This is a genomic window from Citrobacter sp. MGH105 (assembly GCF_001037485.2).
Taxonomy (GTDB): domain Bacteria; phylum Pseudomonadota; class Gammaproteobacteria; order Enterobacterales; family Enterobacteriaceae; genus Citrobacter; species Citrobacter portucalensis.
Genome location: NZ_CP073048.1, coordinates 4,069,420 through 4,085,216, shown reverse-complemented (window position 1 = coordinate 4,085,216; position 15,797 = coordinate 4,069,420). Strand labels below are relative to the sequence as shown.

The window sequence follows — 15,797 nt, the reverse complement described above, 5'->3', positions numbered from 1 at the left end:
CGGTGTGTCAGGTCTGCCGTAGGGCAGGCCTGTGATGGTTGCCCTTCCTATTTCACAACAACCGAAGGACAACACAATGACAACACGCTCTCACCATGACAACGTTGAAAAACAGTTTGGCTCTCAGGCTAATGCCTATTTAACCAGTACGGTGCACGCCTCTGGCCGTGACTTGCAGCGTCTGGGGGAAAGGTTGTCGGCATTTCCGCAGGCCCGTGTGTTGGATATGGGATGTGGAGCGGGGCATGCCAGCTTTGTAGCCGCGCAACACGTAAAGCAGGTTGTGGCTTATGATTTATCGTCGCAGATGCTTGAGGTGGTCGCTGAGGCGGCAAATGACAGAGGCCTGGAGAATGTCGCCACACGCCAGGGTTATGCCGAAAGTCTGCCATTTGAAGATAGCGAATTTGACGTGGTGATTAGCCGCTATTCTGCGCATCACTGGCATGATGTCGGACGCGCGCTGCGGGAAGTGAACCGCGTTCTGAAGCCCGGTGGTGTATTAATTGTGATGGATGTGATGTCGCCAGGCCACCCAGTACGTGATATCTGGTTGCAAACCGTGGAGGCGTTACGCGATACCTCGCACGTTCGTAACTATTCCAGTGGAGAGTGGCTGTCGTTAATCAACGATGCCAATTTGATTGCCGATACTTTGTTAACCGATCGCCTGCCACTGGAGTTCAGTTCGTGGGTCGCGAGGATGCGTACGCCCGCGGCGTTGAGCGACGCGATTCGTGCATACCAACAAAGTGCTTCTGCAGACGTGAAAGCCTACTTTGCGTTACAGGAAGATGGCTCGTTTACCAGCGACACGATAATGGTTGAGGCACATAAAGCGGGATAAATAAAAAAGGCACTGGGGGGAATCCAGTGCCTTCATTTCTACAATGCTATCAGGAGTCCGGCATACCGTTGTTTTTCACAAACAACGTGAGCTGATCGCCTGGCTGTAGATTGTCCGTATCGCTGTTCCAGCGCATGACATCTTTGATGTTAACTCCGTGACGTTTGGCAATGCTCGACAGCGAGTCGCCTTTACGCACACGATAGGTGATGCTATCGCTGTTGTTCGCCAGACGCTGTGCGCTGGTACCCGCACCCACCGTCAGGCTTTGACCCACTTTCAGGGATGACCCGCGCAGATTATTCCACTGCTTAAGGTCATTGGTGCTCACGCCAAGGCGTGACGCGACGCCAGAAAGCGTATCGCCAGAGCGAACTTTGTAGCTACGACTGTTCAGCGGCGTGTTATCCGCGACCAGCGTTGACTGCACGGCTGCAATTTCGCCTGAAGCCAGAGACTCACGCAGCTTCTCTGCATGCTTCTTTGGCACCATCACATATTGCGGGCCGCTGGCACCCAACGTGGAGCCTTTCACGCCTGCATTGAAGGTCTTCAGCTTGCTGACGGAAATACCCGCCATATCAGCAACCTGAGCCATCTCAACCGGGCTACTCAGGCGAACACGTGCCAACGCGCGGCTTTCGTCTGTTGTTGGCAGACGCACGCCATAGCGTTTGCTGTTTTTGAGTATATCGCTCAATGCCAGCATTTTGGGCACGTATAGCTTCGTTTCCTGAGGCAATGGCAACGACCAGAAGTCAGTGGGTTTACCACGAGCTTTGTTCGTTTTGATTGCCTTCATGACACGACCTTCACCGCTATTATAAGCAGCAACGGTCAGCAGCCAGTCGCCATCAAACATCTTGTTCAGACGCTGCATCATGTCCAGCGCGGCGGTGGTGGAAGCCACAACGTCGCGACGTGCATCATAACTGCGGGTCTGTTTTAAACCATAATTGCGCCCCGTGCTCGGAATGATCTGCCAAATACCTGCGGCATTGGCGCCAGACGTTGCGTGAGGATCAAAAGCGCTCTCCACTATGGGTAGTAGTACCAGTTCCATAGGCATGTTACGTTTCTTAACCTGCCCGGCTATCCAGTACATATACGGCTCTGCCCGTAAAGTTACATCGTGGAGATAGCTCTTATTGCGTAAATACTTCTGTTTCTGTTCGCGAATCCGGCTGTTTTCCGGAATTCCCATCTTTAGCTCGTCACCAATGAAAGCCCACAAATCTTGATCAGCAGCGATAGATGTTCCGTCGTCCATCCATCGCGCCTGACTTGTAAACTTTCCTGCTTCCCCTTGACCAGCTGCAGAAAGGCTCTGTGCGTGTTGTTGGACGTTACCAGTATTCTGGCACCCAACAAGCAGGACAGAGGCGAGTAATATCGCTTTTGCCTTCATGTGTGTGTCAATAGTTGCTTAAAAGACGACCGATCATAACGGCGAAGTTTTCAAAAGGCAACCCGGAATTGTCAGAACGTATCTTTCTTTGACCTTAACCAGGCAAAACGCTCTTCAGGTTGTTGCAATATTGTTTCTTTGTTGATTTCATTAATTAAATCAATATCTTCCGTTCTCAAAAAAAGATTATTTCGCCGCTCATTTTTCAGAATTACGGGTAGTGTCATTTGTTTTTTTACGCGTAACTCATTAACTTTACGATAATATTCATTTATGAACGAATCGTGCGGGAGAATGCTTAAGGCAAACTTCATGTTTGCTAATGTGTACTCATGTGCGCAACAAATTAATGTATCGTCAGGAAGTTCGTTTATTTTTTTAAGTGATTGATACATTTGAGTTGCTGTACCTTCGAAAAGTCGACCGCAACCGCCAGAAAAGAGCGTGTCACCACAAAATAAGTAAGGGTGGCTAAAGTAACAGATATGTCCTAAAGTGTGACCCGGAGTAGCAATTACCCTAAATTCATGCCCCAAAACGAGTGCAATATCGCCATCTTCAACTACGTGTGTCGTTCCCTTATCTTGCGTTTCAGCCGGTCCGTATACCACTATTTGTGGGAAATGTTGCAGGAGTTCTTTCACTCCACCCACGTGATCCTGATGATGGTGGGTTAGCAGAATGGCTTCCGGCACCCAGTTATGCTCTGCAATGGCTTTCAAAACAGGAGCCGCTTCACCCGGGTCCACAATCAGACAATGCTGGTCATTATTTGACAGGACCCAGATGTAATTGTCCTGAAATGCAGGAATACTGTTAAGATTCATATATTACCTCTCAATGCGTAACGGAAGGTTGTGATGAAACCGGCAAGGATCCCTCAAACTGTCGTAGCGCCCGTTAGCTGGGATGATTTGCCCTGGGGCGAACACTATCGTGAGGCGCTGGAGCATCAGCTTAACCCGTGGTTTGCAAAAATGTACGGTTTTCATCTGCTTAAGGTTGGTAATTTAAGCGCAGAAATCGATTCTGAAGCGTGCGCGGTTTCTCATCAGGTAAATGTTTCTTTGCAGGGATCTCCCATGCAGGTGACGGCCGATCCTTTGCATCTTCCCTTTGCCGATAAGTCCGTGGATGTCTGTTTATTGGCCCATACGTTACCGTGGTGCTCCGATCCGCATCGCCTACTGCGTGAAGCCGATCGCGTGTTGATTGATGACGGCTGGTTGATTCTGAGCGGTTTTAACCCGGTAAGCTTGATGGGATTGCGTAAACTGGTGCCCGTATTGCGCAAGACATCGCCCTATAACAGTCGGATGTTTACCCTCATGCGTCAACTGGACTGGCTATCATTACTGAATTTTGAAGTGCTGCACTATAGTCGTTTTCATGTTCTGCCCTGGAACAAGAAGGGCGGGAAAATGTTAAGTGCCCATATCCCCGCGCTGGGCTGTTTACAGCTGGTGGTTGCGCGCAAGCGAACCATTCCGCTTACGCTCAACCCGATGAAACAAAATAAAAGCAAAACGCCTATCCGTCATGCCGTTGGCGCGACCCGGCAATACCGTAAACCGGACGCTTAAGCCTCAGTCTGATACCCAATATCATCCTGAGTTGGGCTCATGGCCGCGGTGCGCGCAAGCTCATCGCAGCGTTCGTTTTCCGGATGGCCCGCATGGCCTTTAACCCATTCCCATTTGATTTGATGCGGCCCCAGCGCGGCATCGAGACGTTTCCACAGATCGACGTTCTTCACCGGTTTTTTATCTGCTGTTTTCCAGCCGCGCTTCTTCCAGTTGTGGATCCACTGCGTAATGCCTTGACGCACATACTGGCTGTCCGTGCTGAGTATCACTTCACACTGTTCTTTCAGGGCTTCCAGCGCAACGATTGCCGCCATCAGCTCCATGCGATTATTAGTGGTGAGGTTGTAGCCCTCGCTAAAGGTTTTTTCGCGCCCGCGATAGCGTAAAATCGCCCCATAACCACCAGGCCCTGGATTTCCCAGGCAAGAACCATCGGTGAAAATTTCTACCTGTTTAAGCATCTCTGGTAGACTTCCTGTTTTAGCAAATCGAAATCAAACGATAAGTCTGACATAAATGACCGTTATGAGCACTGGAATTACACGACAGATCGTCCTCGATACCGAAACCACCGGTATGAACCAGATTGGCGCCCACTATGAAGGCCACAAGATCATTGAGATCGGTGCGGTTGAAGTGGTGAACCGCCGCCTGACCGGCAATAACTTCCACGTTTACCTGAAGCCGGACCGGCTGGTGGACCCGGAAGCGTTCGGCGTACACGGAATCGCAGACGAATTCCTGCTCGATAAACCTACGTTTGCCGATGTAGCCGACGAGTTTCTCGACTACATTCGCGGCGCGGAGCTGGTCATTCATAACGCATCGTTCGATATCGGCTTTATGGATTACGAATTCGCGAAGCTCAAGCGTGATATTCCGAAGACGAATGAATTTTGCAAAATAACCGATAGCCTGGCGCTGGCGAGGAAAATGTTTCCTGGCAAGCGAAACAGCCTTGATGCGTTATGCTCGCGCTATGAGATAGACAACAGTAAACGAACCCTGCACGGCGCATTGCTCGATGCCCAGATTCTGGCCGACGTTTATCTGATGATGACCGGCGGGCAGACCACGATGGCGTTCTCAATGGAAGGCGACAGCCAGCAGCAGAATGACACGGGGATCCAGCGTATTGTGCGACAGTCCAGTAAACTACGCGTTGTTTTCGCCACTGATGAAGAGTTAGCGGCCCATGAGTCACGCCTTGACCTGGTGCAGAAGAAAGGCGGAAGTTGCCTCTGGCGGGCATAGTTTGTACGTTTACCGTATGAAAATGGCCATTCGGGTGATTTTTGCAGCAAACGATTAAAAACGTGAGAAAAAGCGTTGACGAGGCGCGAGGCAATCCGTAATATTCGCTTCGTTCCCAAGCGGAACACAACGCGGAGTGGTAGTTCAGTTGGTTAGAATACCTGCCTGTCACGCAGGGGGTCGCGGGTTCGAGTCCCGTCCATTCCGCCACTATTCAGAAAGCCTGAATCAGAAATGATTCAGGCTTTCGTCGTTTTAGCCTGCCAAAATAATATTCTCATTACCACGCTTTATCGACCGCGCCCGAGCTTTCGGGTGGGCAACACATCAGGTCATCCTTAACCCGACGGATATCCAGAAGGCGATTAACTCGCGAAGTGATTCATCACGCAGGCGAAGCGGGGTGAAAAGTTATCGCCAATAAGAACCGTTTCCTCATTCAGGTGCTTTAGCATATACAGCTTGTCGGCACGTTCGTAAGCGTCGAAGAAGAGATAGTCGACAGCGTCCGTTGCATCATCATCGGGGGATTTTTCCCGACCATCGGGAGTGAGCATAAAAACGCCTGCGGTATGGCCGAGTGGACGGGCATAGCGAAAAAACAGTTTTCGGTTAACAGCGAACTCGCCGTCGTCACTTTTGAGTTTCCCCTGGACTGACAATGAAAGGTGTCCGGAGTTGTAGCTGGTTATCAGCATTATTCCGTGGAGTTCCTTTTTTGTATTCTGGATGTCGAGTATCGACGTGAATTCCGAGGAGCAGGAAAAACTGATTTCTTGTTTTTTCGCATTCCCGGCGATAATAAAAAAAGCGATAGCCGCTAGCCCAAAAATGGCAATCACGACTGACCATAGTAAAGGAGAGTGATCGCTTTCCTGCTTCATATCATTCCTCATGATGGCGATACTGGCTGATGCAATGGTAATAGCCGAGGTTTAGCCCGCATTCAGCGGCAAACGACCACTCAACCAGATTATGGTTGCTCGCCCAGGTATTGAGATACAGATCTTTTGGGTACGAACAGTTGGGGTTAATACCCACGGACTTGAAAATATCCAGCGCTTTTTTTTCGGTTATGGTGTCGGTGAGGGCGTTTCCTAATATATGCACACGGCATTGCTCGTAGTCGATAGTCCGCAGGATCGCCGCGTCCGTCATCGCGATTTCATTGGGTATCCATGTTAACCACGCTGTCGCCAGCACGGCGATGCTGGTAATTAACGTTGTTATCGTGACAGGCCACAGGTTTCGTTTCTTTTTCCTAGGCGTCAATGCAACATTGACTATTCTGGTGGGCGCTTGCGATTCCTCCAGTTGCTGAATATTGATACTGGCGTCGCTCATCCGAAATCCTATTCGCGGAATGGTGACGATCAGTTCTGCAGGATGGCCCGTAGACGTTATTGCTTTGCGCAGAAATGAAATGTGCTGATTGAGATTAGCATCCGTCGCTCTGGCGCCATTATGCTGGAAAACATTCCGCAGAATTTCATCGCGTGAGGATATCTCTTTACCATTTTGCAACAGATAGAGCAGTAATTGTGTTGCCACATTATTCAATGTGGCCATTTCACCAGATGCCAGGTCTTTTAGGGTATTTTTATGTGGTCTGAAAACTAAGCCTTCACCAATAATTACGGATTTAATTTTGTTTATTGGTATATGAGAAATCACTGATGTCTCCTTTAAAGCAGGATATCTCGCATTCGAGTGGGGGAAGCAATAGCATAACATAATTCATTTATAAAAAATGATTGCACCATAGATCGCTTTATTAATATTTATATAACAATCTCTTAATATATCTAATAGAATCCTCCAATCTCCTTCCTCTCTTTCACTATCTTATTGTCATTACTCGATTTTGATGCCCAATTTCATTTTTACAAAACATTCATAAATACATTTTGCCTGTTCTTCTGGCTAAATAAAAAAATAGTTGATAGATAAAAACTCTATAAAAATTATAAATAATAGACATTAACACTGGTATTGGCGTGTTTTTTGGCTGTTTTTTAGGTAAACGATCGCTCTACAGACAGTGTTACAACACGATTCCCTGAGTTTGATTAATACCGGATTTTTGCATTGTGTCATTTTTTCGTCGACTTAATATAAGCCCCGAAACAGCGTAAACAACTGTGGGCGGTATTTCGGATGGAATACCAATGAAGTTCAAAATACAGGGTGGCTTGAGATGGATTGTTTGCAAGGAAATGCGCTTCCGCCACCAGCAGATCAGGGTTTCCCTTGCATAAATTGTCTGTGGAAATAGATCGTCGGAATAACCAAAAAACAGATATAAGGTTAAGTAGTAATATGAAAATGAAAAACGTGGCTGTGGCTTGTGCGCTGATGGCGGGAATGACTTTTACTGCATCTTCTGCTTTCGCTGCAAAAAATGTTGAACCGACTAACGGTAAAATTCACTTCACTGGTTCTCTGGTTAATTCCGCATGCGGTCTGGCCCCTGAATCCAGCCCGGTGCAGGTTAATTTTGGTGAGATCCCAACTTCTCAGTTAAAAGACAACCAACGTGCTGGTGTTAAGCATGCCAAAATCGTTCTGCAGGGCTGCGATACAACTGTTGCGAAAACCGCCACAGTAACCTACACCCCGGCAACGATTGATACCGACAACAATGCGCTGGCTGCATTTACCTCGGGTACAGCAAAGGGCGCGGGCATCGGTATGATTGACAGTGGTAATCAGGATGTGAAATGGGGCGAAGCCGCATCTCAGGTCAACATTACCGATGGCGAAACCGACATTGATTTCGTTGCTTACCTGCAGGCCAACAACGCATCCGCAGCCGTAACCCCGGGTGACTTCGAATCTACCGTTAATTTCCAGATCGATTATCAGTAACGATCTGCTGCGGGCGCAATTATGCGCCTGCTTAACCCTTCCTGCGAATAACTGAAAGGAAATGCGGTGATGCCTGGATGGCGTATTTTACTGCTTTTTATCTTCATATCGCCTGCATGGGTTTTGGCTGACACCCATCGTCTTGTCAGTACGCCCGGCAAAATGCGCATGCGGGGAAATATTATTGAGGCTGCCTGTTATGTCGATCCACGCGACCGGTCGCTGCTGGTTGAATTTGATGACCTCTCAGCCAGAGATATTTCCGGAAAACCTGAAAAAGTATCTGCGCATGATTTCAGCATTCATTTGCTGGGATGTTCATTAGGGGATTCTCAACACCCTGGGAATCTGTTCCAACGCGCCAATATTACCTTTTCCGGCGCACCGGATAGTGACAATCCTGATTATCTGAGCGTGCAATCGGAAACTGAAAATTTAGCGATAGAAATATATGACGGCAAAGGCAAGCAAATTCATTTAGGTGAGCCATCACCGGATTATGCGCTTAACCCCGGGAAAAACACGCTCAATTTTACGGCTTATTTGATCTCCCGCGACGGAAGAATGACGTCTGGTGAATTTACTGCAGTCACGCATTTTGTTGTGAATTATCTCTGAGCTGCACAGCAATTCGGGTATCTGAAGGTTTGCGAACGAAAATGATCACGCTGAAAACAGATAAAAAACGTCTGGCGCTTTTAATTGCTCTGGTCTGTGCCTCTTCATGGGCTGAAGCGGATGAGTCTATTGAATTTAATACTGACGTCCTGGATGCCAGTGACAGACAAAATGTCGATTTACAGCGTTTTTCCGAAGGCAACTTTGTGACTCCCGGAGAATATCTGTTGGATGTTCGTATTAACAGCCAGGAGATCCCTCAGCAGTCGATCCGTTATATCGTTGATCCTGCCAACTCGCATAAATCCATGGCGTGCCTGACGCCGCAACAGCTCGAATTACTGGCGCTCAAAGAAGAGGCGCTGACCTATATTCATCCGATTAGCGCGACCTGCTATGACATTTCCCGCCTGCCGGGTGTGGTGCTGAATAATAGCGCAGGCGTACTGGACATTACCGTGCCTCAGGCATGGATGAAATATACCGATCCAGACTGGACGCCGCCGGAGCGCTGGGATAACGGCGTCGCGGGACTGATTTTCGACTACAGCGTTTCGGGCCAGGCCACACATTACGAACAAGGTGGCGATCATTACCGCTCACTGTCTGGTTATGGACAGACGGGCTTTAACCTCGGTGCGTGGCGCTTTCGTGGCCAGTATCAGGCCAATTATGCTTCGGATGAAAATCGTGGGCGTATCGACTGGGATCAGATCTATGCCTATCGCCCGTTACCGATGCAGGCTGCAAAACTGACGGTCGGTGAAATATATCTGAATTCCCAGGTGTTTGATTCAGTGCGATTTACCGGGGCTAACCTCGCCAGCGACGAGCGCATGCTACCACCGAATTTGCAGGGCTACGCGCCCGAAGTGCACGGCATCGCCCGCAGTAATGCGAAGGTCACCGTCAGTCAGCAAGGGCGTGTTATCTATCAAACCACCGTTCCTGCGGGGCCATTTAATATTCAGGATCTACACGGCTCGGTACGCGGCACGCTGGATGTTCGCGTCGAAGAGCAGGATGGCAGCGTACAAACCTTTCAGGTCAATACGGCCGATATCCCTTATCTGACGCGCCCGGGCTATGTTCGTTACAACGCCGCCGTCGGTAAGCCATCGCGTTATAACCACGACGTCCAGGGACCTGCATTTTATAGCGGTGATTTTTCATGGGGGGTCAGCAATGCGTGGTCACTATACGGTGGCGCGTTACTCACTGGCGATCGCTATAACGCCTGGTCGATGGGGATTGGGCGGGATTTGAGCTGGCTGGGCGCGCTGTCGGCTGATGCGACGCAATCCGTGAGCCGGGTGAAGCATCAGGCTGAACAAAAAGGGATGTCCTTTAAGCTCAGTTATGCCAAAACCTTTGATGAATACAACAGCGCCATCACCTTTGCCGGTTACCGTTTTTCACAGCGTAACTTCCGCACCTTCTCGCAGTTCCTCGACGAGCAGTATGAAAATAACAACAGCGCCGGCAACGAAAAAGAGATGTACACCATCACCGGTAACAAGACCTTTTTTGCTGACGACCCGCAATTAGCGACCACGCTGTACCTGACCTATACCCACCAGAATTACTGGGATCGTGGCTCTCAGGATCGTTACGGGATGTCGATGGGGCACAGCTTTTCGTTCGCAGGCATTCAGGGGATCAGTGCCAACCTTGCCGCTTACCGCTCTGAGTATCAGGGCAAACGGGACGACAGCCTTTCGCTGTCCATTTCGGTGCCATGGAGCGATGGCCGCTCAATGGATTATGAAGTGCAAAACAGCGGCAGCCAGACCAGTCAGATGGTTTCGTATTCCGATAACCGCGACCGTAACAATCCATGGCGACTGCGCGCAGGGGTTTCCGGTGAAGGGCACACCGCGTTTGATGGCTACTACAAGCATCGCAGCATGATGGCGGAACTGGAATCTAACGTCAGCTGGCAGCAATCACGCTATTTCTCCGTTGGCGGCACGATGCGCGGCGGCTTTACCGCAACGCGTCATGGCGCGGCGCTACACAACAGCCAGGCGTCGATGAATACCGCCAGGGTGATGGTTGATACCGACGGTGTGGCGAATGTACCGCTGAACGGCGAACAGGCGCACTCAAACCGCTTCGGTATTGCCGTCGTACCGGACGTCGTCAGCTATCACAGCTTTGATACCCGTATCGATGTGGACGCAATGGACGAGGACATTTCCGCGACCAAAGCCATCGTCACCAACACCCTGACGGAAGGCGCGATTGGTTATCAGCGCTTCGCTGTGGCGCAGGGGCAAAAAATGATGGCGCTGCTGCGCCTGAAAGATGGTTCGGTACCGCCGTTTGGTGCCGAAGTGTTTAACGCCAACGGTGTCAGCGTCGCCATGGTGATGGAAAACGGCATGGCCTGGATTGCGGGTGTGAATCCAGCCGAGCGTCTTTCTGTTGCCTGGGGCGGTCGCGCGCAGTGTCACTTACAGGTGCCGCAACAAATCAACCCGGAAGGTAACGTGCTGTTGCCTTGTGAATAATATCAATAACCTGAATGAATTTTGTCATGAAAAATCAAGCATTTTACTCCGTGCAGCGTTGGCTCAAACCCGTGGTCTGCGGTCTGCTTTTTATTGCAGAGATCAACGCCTCATGGGCGGGCATTGCACTTGACCGTACCCGTCTGATCATCACTGGTGATGCGCGATCTGTCAGCGCGAACTTAACCAACACCAGTCCGAGCATTCCGTTTCTGGCTCAGTCGTGGGTGGAAGACGCTAATGGAACAAAAATTACCTCGCCGTTGATGGTTTTACCGCCGCTGCAACGGATTAACGGCGGGCAAAAGGGCATTGCGCGTGTGACAAAAACCAGCGGTATTAACGCTCTGCCGCAGGATCGCGAAAGTCTGTTCTACCTGAATGTGCGTGAAATTCCGCCCAAGCCGGATAAGCCGAACGTGCTGCAACTGGCGATGCAGTCGCGCATCAAACTGTTCTACCGTCCGACCGCCATCGTGCCGGAAACACCGGGCGCCGTGTGGCAAAACCAACTGGTCTTTCATAAGCAGGGGCAGCGCTGGAGTGTGGATAACCCAACGCCGTACTTCGTTACCTTAATCGGCTTAAGCCGCAAGTCTGAGGCGCAGGGCGGCGACAGGCTGACTGACTTCCCTGGGATTATGGTTTCACCAAAGTCATCTCTCGATTTCAGCGTGGCCGACGGCAGCGTTAGCCAGTTCAGCATGATGTATGTGAACGATTTTGGCGGTCATCCCGAATTGAAATTCAGCTGCACAGGCAATGTGTGTAAAGCATTGCCGATGGAGCAACAGCCCCGGTAACAGGATTCGTAAATGAAAAAGATGCTTTGCGCTCTGCTGATGGCGGGCATGGCCTGCTCGGTTCAGGCCACAAGCGGTCGCCAGGATATGAGCAACGTGTCCGGCGAGTATGGCAACGTCCGCTTTCATGGTCGGGTGTTCGTTTCGCCGTGCGTGCTGGATATGGCCTCCCGCGATCAGACTATCGATCTTGGTGATATTTCCGCCAGCCGATTTCGCCAGGGCGGCGATCGCAGCGATCCGGTATTGGTCACGCTGTATCTGAATGGCTGTTTAAAGGGCTCCGGTCATACCTTAAGGGATTTCCCTGGGCAGACCAGTGAGATGCCTGAGCTTGCGCACAGCACGGTGGAGCGTGGTGTTTCGATGACGCTAATGGCTGAAGGCGCACCGGAAAACAGCGATTTGGGGCGTATTCGTGGCGATGTTCGCGGCGCGGGCATCCGACTACTGACTGAACGTAATCAGTTAATCCACCTGAACCAACCGCAACGCATGTGGATCCTCAAACCGGGCGATAACGCCATTCATTTTCTTGCCGCGCTGGAATCTTTTGGGCGAGAGGTGACCGCCGGAGAATTTAACGGTCTGGTCAGACTTAAGCTGGAGTATCTATGAGCGTATTACGTAAAACGCTGTTGTGGGTGGTGCTGGCAGGCTGTCCGTTGGCCGGGCAGGCATTTACACAGGGAGAAGGTGAGCCGGAAGGTGGGTCGCCGCATCAGTACGATATTGAACTGAGCTCGCTGGATGTCAGCAAAAACCACGTGGGTGGCAGAACGGAGCCGTTCCCATGGAATCTGGGCGGCTGGTATGTGGTGAATTTCTATTGCGAACAGGCTGACATCTCCCGAGCACCAATTTACTACACCACCACAACCACGATGCCGCCTTCAAATCAGGGGGCGAACCGTTTTCGGCTAAACGAGTATCTGGATGTGGAAGTTCAGGTGTGGGTTGCCGGGGGCTATAAAAAATATGTGCAGGCGCCTTTTACCAACGTTTCAAACCGCAACAGCAACAACAGCTGTAAAAAACGTAAGGGCTACACGCGAGCGACTAACGTTGAAAGTGGTTCAAAAGGGAAAGTGACGTTTATTGTCACTAAACCCATTATCAATGGCATCAATATCACTTCCCAGTCGCTGGTGGAGGTGGCCGGGCGCATGGGAAGCGCGGGACCTACGCCAACCACGGCGATTTCTCGCGTGGTGATTAAATCCGGGCTAATTACTGTCCCGGACAAATGCACCTTCAACCGGGGAGACAAAATCAGCATTGAGTTTGGCGATCTGCCTGGATCCGCTGCCCGGCTCAACGGCACTAACTACAGCAAGTCAGTCCCTATACATGTGGTCTGTGAAGGCGGGAGCTTCGATCAGGGTGCGCTGAACATTAATCTTGGTATACAAACGACCACGGCGTCAGGCACGGCGGGGTTTAACGGTAATCTCCTTGGCACGCTGAGCGGCGGACAAAAGCGCGACGATCTCGGCATTATGCTTAAAGACGAGAGTGGTGGCACCGTCGTGCCCAATCAATTCTACAACGTGAAGGGGTTTTACCAGAATCAGGGCGACTGGAATCTCACCGCCGCACCGGTGGCAAAGCCGGGCGTGGGAAGTGTGAAAGAAGGTGAATTTGAAGCCTCTGCCACCGTTGTCGCGCAGTTTCAGTAGGGGGATGTCATGAGATTCTCGGCGTTATTCGCGACCAGTATGTTACTGCTAGGTGGCATGGCGCAGGCCGACACCAAACTGGTCGGCGGCGATATGTATTTTCACGGCACCATCAGAGCCCTGGCCTGCAGCCTTGCACCGGGAGGCGACAAAATCGAGGTCGATTTCAAGCAAATCGCGACACAGGATCTCTATCTCTCGGGGCGCAGTAAGCCGGAAAAATTCAGCATCCAGTTACGCGACTGCAACCCGGAGGTTTTCCGTGGGATCTCGGTTACCTTCAGCGGTCGTGAGGATGCGGAGCTGACCGATCATCTGGCGCTGGATAGTAGTGAACAAGGCGGTGCGTCAGGGATCGGGATTGGGATGAGCGAAGAGGACGGCACGGCAATCCGCCTTGATGAGAGCACGTCAGTCAAAGAGATAACAGAAGGTTCGATGACGCTGAATTTCTTGGCGTGGGTCGCAGCGGAGCCATCGGCGATAAAAAATCAGTCTCTCGAATACGGTCCGTTCAGCGCCAGCGGGACCTGGACGTTGAACTACCAGTAGCATGATGAACGTACTGAATCGCATTGCGCCGCTGCCTGCGCAGAAATTATTGCTCGGTATTAGTCTGTTTTTCTGGTGTGGGGCCATGCATCTCTACTGGCCGAACAACGGCGGCAGCGGCCTGTCGTTGCCGCTTAATATTACGAGCTGGATCTACGCTGTTGTACTGGCTGCAAGCGTATTGATGCTGGTTCCTCGCCAACGCTGGCGCATCACTGTGCCCGCTGCGTGTTTTACAGTCGGGGCGTTCATCCTGACGTTGCTTTGCCTGCTAACGCCTGATGTCTGGCAGGCCGAGGCACTGCTGGTGGCGGGGACGTTACTGGGAGGTGTGAGCGTCTATCTGGTCACATTACAAATTCCGCTCACGGCAAACACCCTGACGGCGCTGCTGGCTCTGTTATGGGGGGCGTGCGTGATTGAATGTCTGGCGTTTGTCTATCAGTACTGGCATTTGCCGGGCGTTGAGTACTGGGAGTTTGCCTGGCGACGCGGCACGCGGCCCTACGGGATTTTTCAGCAGGTCAATCTGCTGGCCAGCTTCACGGCCTGCGGCGTGCTGCTGTCAGTACTGCTCTTTTTACGGCTACGCGACGGGTATCGAATTGTCATTGGGATGGGCCTGGTGTTGATGGGATTTGTGCTGCATGAATCTCAGTCGCAAACCGGCTACCTGTCTCTGGTCGTCGGTGAAGTGCTGCTGCTGGCGGTTTTCCCGGCGCAACGGCGCACGCTACTGCTGCTTCTACTGCCGCTGGCGTTAGGCGTGGCGACAGGCGCAGCCGCTCGCCATTTTTTGTCAGTGGTCACGGTCGATCATCTGACGACTTCTCAAGTGCGCTGGACGGTGCTGAAAATGTCGCTGGAATTATTTGCCGAACGCCCGTGGATGGGGTGGGGCGTGGGCAGTTTTGCTGCCGTATTTCTCGAATGCGCGGGGCCATTGGGGCTGGGCAGCATTTCGCATCCGCACAACGAACTGGTGCTGTGGCTGGTGGAGGGCGGTCTGGTTGGGCTGGCGGGGGCACTCTGTTTTATAGCGGGAGGTTTATGGCTCTGGCTGCACGGTAATTGCTGGCGTCGTGCCTGCCTGGTGGCGGCACTGCCGGTGGTTATTCATATGTTGACGGAATACCCCGTCAGGCAGTCAACGCCACACTGGCTGCTGTTGATCCTGCTGCTTCGATGTGCAGACAACGCGCGAACGGGAATACGCCTGGCGCTTACGTCGACGTCGCTGATTCGCGCGGCAGGGTTTATCTCGTTACTGACCGTCGCGCCATTGCTGCTTCTCACGCTGCACACGCAACAGCAATTGACGCTGGCGGAGAGGCAGTCAACGCAGTGGCAACTTGCCGAACCGCTCCCTGTCGGAGGCTGGCTTCTTACCAGTCGCTATCGGTTTGATGTCCAGATGGGGTATCTGCAACGGTATCAGCGTTCCCGGGACGCACGTTGGCTGGAGGAGGTTCGCCGCTGGGCGCCTGACTATGTGCGCGTTCACCCAGACCCTAATGTCTCCTTCACGCAAATCTTACTGGCGTTGCAACAGCGCGACCTGGTCGAGGCGCATCGTCTGGCGACGCGCTTTTGCCTGATATACCCAAACGATCGCCGTATCCCGTGGCTGCAGGATGCACGGCGTCCTTTTAATAAAATAATGGAATGA

The 15,797-nt window shown here is 51.5% G+C and carries 15 protein-coding genes, 1 tRNA gene and 1 pseudogene; 12 read left to right on the top strand and 5 right to left on the bottom strand.

What is annotated here, in order from left to right; translation table 11 throughout:
* Positions 1-76: 76 nt before the first annotated feature.
* Positions 77-847, top strand: coding sequence for a class I SAM-dependent methyltransferase (locus SK35_RS19700; RefSeq protein ID WP_048214880.1), 771 nt, complete (start codon positions 77-79; stop codon positions 845-847).
* Between the two features lie 49 nt (positions 848-896).
* Here SK35_RS19700 and mltD read toward each other — a convergent pair whose 3' ends face one another.
* A complete protein-coding gene (gene mltD / locus SK35_RS19695) occupies positions 897-2,255 on the bottom strand; it encodes a murein transglycosylase D (RefSeq protein WP_048214879.1) in 1,359 nt (452 codons plus the stop codon).
* Positions 2,256-2,326: 71 nt separating this feature from the next.
* A complete protein-coding gene (gene gloB, locus SK35_RS19690; RefSeq protein ID WP_008783773.1) occupies positions 2,327-3,082 on the bottom strand; it encodes a hydroxyacylglutathione hydrolase in 756 nt (251 codons plus the stop codon).
* 33 nt (positions 3,083-3,115) lie between these two features.
* Here gloB and SK35_RS19685 point away from each other — a divergent pair, with 33 nt between their 5' ends.
* On the top strand, positions 3,116-3,838 hold the full coding sequence (locus SK35_RS19685; protein ID WP_048214878.1) for a class I SAM-dependent methyltransferase: 723 nt from the start codon (positions 3,116-3,118) through the stop codon (positions 3,836-3,838).
* On the opposite strand, the pseudogene rnhA reads toward SK35_RS19685, so the two are convergent.
* Positions 3,835-4,413, bottom strand: a pseudogene (rnhA, locus tag SK35_RS19680) (ribonuclease HI). The gene SK35_RS19685 and the pseudogene rnhA sit on opposite strands and share 4 nt — an antisense overlap.
* Between rnhA and dnaQ the strand changes: the two are divergent.
* Positions 4,367-5,095 (top strand): DNA polymerase III subunit epsilon, encoded by a 729-nt coding sequence (dnaQ, locus tag SK35_RS19675; RefSeq protein WP_095533177.1) that lies wholly within the window; start codon positions 4,367-4,369, stop codon positions 5,093-5,095. The pseudogene rnhA and the gene dnaQ overlap by 47 nt on opposite strands.
* A gap of 133 nt (positions 5,096-5,228) precedes the next feature.
* Positions 5,229-5,305 (top strand) — tRNA-Asp (locus tag SK35_RS19670).
* A gap of 155 nt (positions 5,306-5,460) precedes the next feature.
* On the opposite strand, the gene SK35_RS19665 is transcribed toward SK35_RS19670, so the two are convergent.
* On the bottom strand, positions 5,461-5,979 hold the full coding sequence (locus SK35_RS19665; protein ID WP_003830806.1) for a hypothetical protein: 519 nt from the start codon (positions 5,977-5,979) through the stop codon (positions 5,461-5,463).
* 1 nt (position 5,980) lies between these two features.
* The gene (locus SK35_RS19660) at positions 5,981-6,664 is read right to left on the bottom strand and encodes a winged helix-turn-helix domain-containing protein (RefSeq protein ID WP_228553202.1); all 684 of its coding nucleotides are present in this window, start codon (positions 6,662-6,664) and stop codon (positions 5,981-5,983) included.
* A 750-nt stretch (positions 6,665-7,414) separates the two neighbouring features.
* Between SK35_RS19660 and SK35_RS19655 the strand changes: the two genes are divergently transcribed.
* The 8 genes from SK35_RS19655 (at position 7,415) to SK35_RS19620 (ending at position 15,797) form a co-directional block, all read left to right on the top strand.
* A complete protein-coding gene (locus tag SK35_RS19655) occupies positions 7,415-7,963 on the top strand; it encodes a fimbrial protein (RefSeq protein WP_003830808.1) in 549 nt (182 codons plus the stop codon).
* 69 nt (positions 7,964-8,032) lie between these two features.
* Positions 8,033-8,581, top strand: coding sequence for a fimbrial protein (locus SK35_RS19650; RefSeq protein ID WP_020996612.1), 549 nt, complete (start codon positions 8,033-8,035; stop codon positions 8,579-8,581).
* A 41-nt stretch (positions 8,582-8,622) separates the two neighbouring features.
* On the top strand, positions 8,623-11,094 hold the full coding sequence (locus SK35_RS19645) for a fimbria/pilus outer membrane usher protein (RefSeq protein ID WP_048214876.1): 2,472 nt from the start codon (positions 8,623-8,625) through the stop codon (positions 11,092-11,094).
* Positions 11,095-11,120: 26 nt separating this feature from the next.
* Complete coding sequence (locus SK35_RS19640; RefSeq protein ID WP_156174774.1) at positions 11,121-11,897, top strand: fimbrial biogenesis chaperone; 777 nt, start codon at positions 11,121-11,123, stop codon at positions 11,895-11,897.
* A gap of 12 nt (positions 11,898-11,909) precedes the next feature.
* Positions 11,910-12,515 (top strand): fimbrial protein, encoded by a 606-nt coding sequence (locus SK35_RS19635; RefSeq protein ID WP_048214874.1) that lies wholly within the window; start codon positions 11,910-11,912, stop codon positions 12,513-12,515.
* Positions 12,512-13,576 (top strand): fimbrial protein, encoded by a 1,065-nt coding sequence (locus SK35_RS19630; protein ID WP_020996610.1) that lies wholly within the window; start codon positions 12,512-12,514, stop codon positions 13,574-13,576. Before SK35_RS19635 ends, SK35_RS19630 begins: the two co-directional genes overlap by 4 nt.
* Positions 13,577-13,585: 9 nt before the next feature.
* The gene (locus SK35_RS19625) at positions 13,586-14,128 is read left to right on the top strand and encodes a fimbrial protein (protein WP_003830815.1); all 543 of its coding nucleotides are present in this window, start codon (positions 13,586-13,588) and stop codon (positions 14,126-14,128) included.
* Position 14,129: 1 nt separating this feature from the next.
* On the top strand, positions 14,130-15,797 hold the full coding sequence (locus SK35_RS19620; protein WP_048214873.1) for an O-antigen ligase family protein: 1,668 nt from the start codon (positions 14,130-14,132) through the stop codon (positions 15,795-15,797).

Bases quoted from the DNA above. Each gene is read 5' to 3' on its own strand.
- SK35_RS19700 (WP_048214880.1), top strand. From the start codon at position 77: ATGACAACACGCTCTCACCATGACAACGTTGAAAAACAGTTTGGCTCT.
- mltD (WP_048214879.1), bottom strand. From the start codon at position 2,255: ATGAAGGCAAAAGCGATATTACTCGCCTCTGTCCTGCTTGTTGGGTGC.
- gloB (WP_008783773.1), bottom strand. From the start codon at position 3,082: ATGAATCTTAACAGTATTCCTGCATTTCAGGACAATTACATCTGGGTC.
- SK35_RS19685 (WP_048214878.1), top strand. From the start codon at position 3,116: ATGAAACCGGCAAGGATCCCTCAAACTGTCGTAGCGCCCGTTAGCTGG.
- dnaQ (WP_095533177.1), top strand. From the start codon at position 4,367: ATGAGCACTGGAATTACACGACAGATCGTCCTCGATACCGAAACCACC.
- SK35_RS19665 (WP_003830806.1), bottom strand. From the start codon at position 5,979: ATGAAGCAGGAAAGCGATCACTCTCCTTTACTATGGTCAGTCGTGATT.
- SK35_RS19660 (WP_228553202.1), bottom strand. From the start codon at position 6,664: ATGGCCACATTGAATAATGTGGCAACACAATTACTGCTCTATCTGTTG.
- SK35_RS19655 (WP_003830808.1), top strand. From the start codon at position 7,415: ATGAAAATGAAAAACGTGGCTGTGGCTTGTGCGCTGATGGCGGGAATG.
- SK35_RS19650 (WP_020996612.1), top strand. From the start codon at position 8,033: ATGCCTGGATGGCGTATTTTACTGCTTTTTATCTTCATATCGCCTGCA.
- SK35_RS19645 (WP_048214876.1), top strand. From the start codon at position 8,623: ATGATCACGCTGAAAACAGATAAAAAACGTCTGGCGCTTTTAATTGCT.
- SK35_RS19640 (WP_156174774.1), top strand. From the start codon at position 11,121: ATGAAAAATCAAGCATTTTACTCCGTGCAGCGTTGGCTCAAACCCGTG.
- SK35_RS19635 (WP_048214874.1), top strand. From the start codon at position 11,910: ATGAAAAAGATGCTTTGCGCTCTGCTGATGGCGGGCATGGCCTGCTCG.
- SK35_RS19630 (WP_020996610.1), top strand. From the start codon at position 12,512: ATGAGCGTATTACGTAAAACGCTGTTGTGGGTGGTGCTGGCAGGCTGT.
- SK35_RS19625 (WP_003830815.1), top strand. From the start codon at position 13,586: ATGAGATTCTCGGCGTTATTCGCGACCAGTATGTTACTGCTAGGTGGC.
- SK35_RS19620 (WP_048214873.1), top strand. From the start codon at position 14,130: ATGATGAACGTACTGAATCGCATTGCGCCGCTGCCTGCGCAGAAATTA.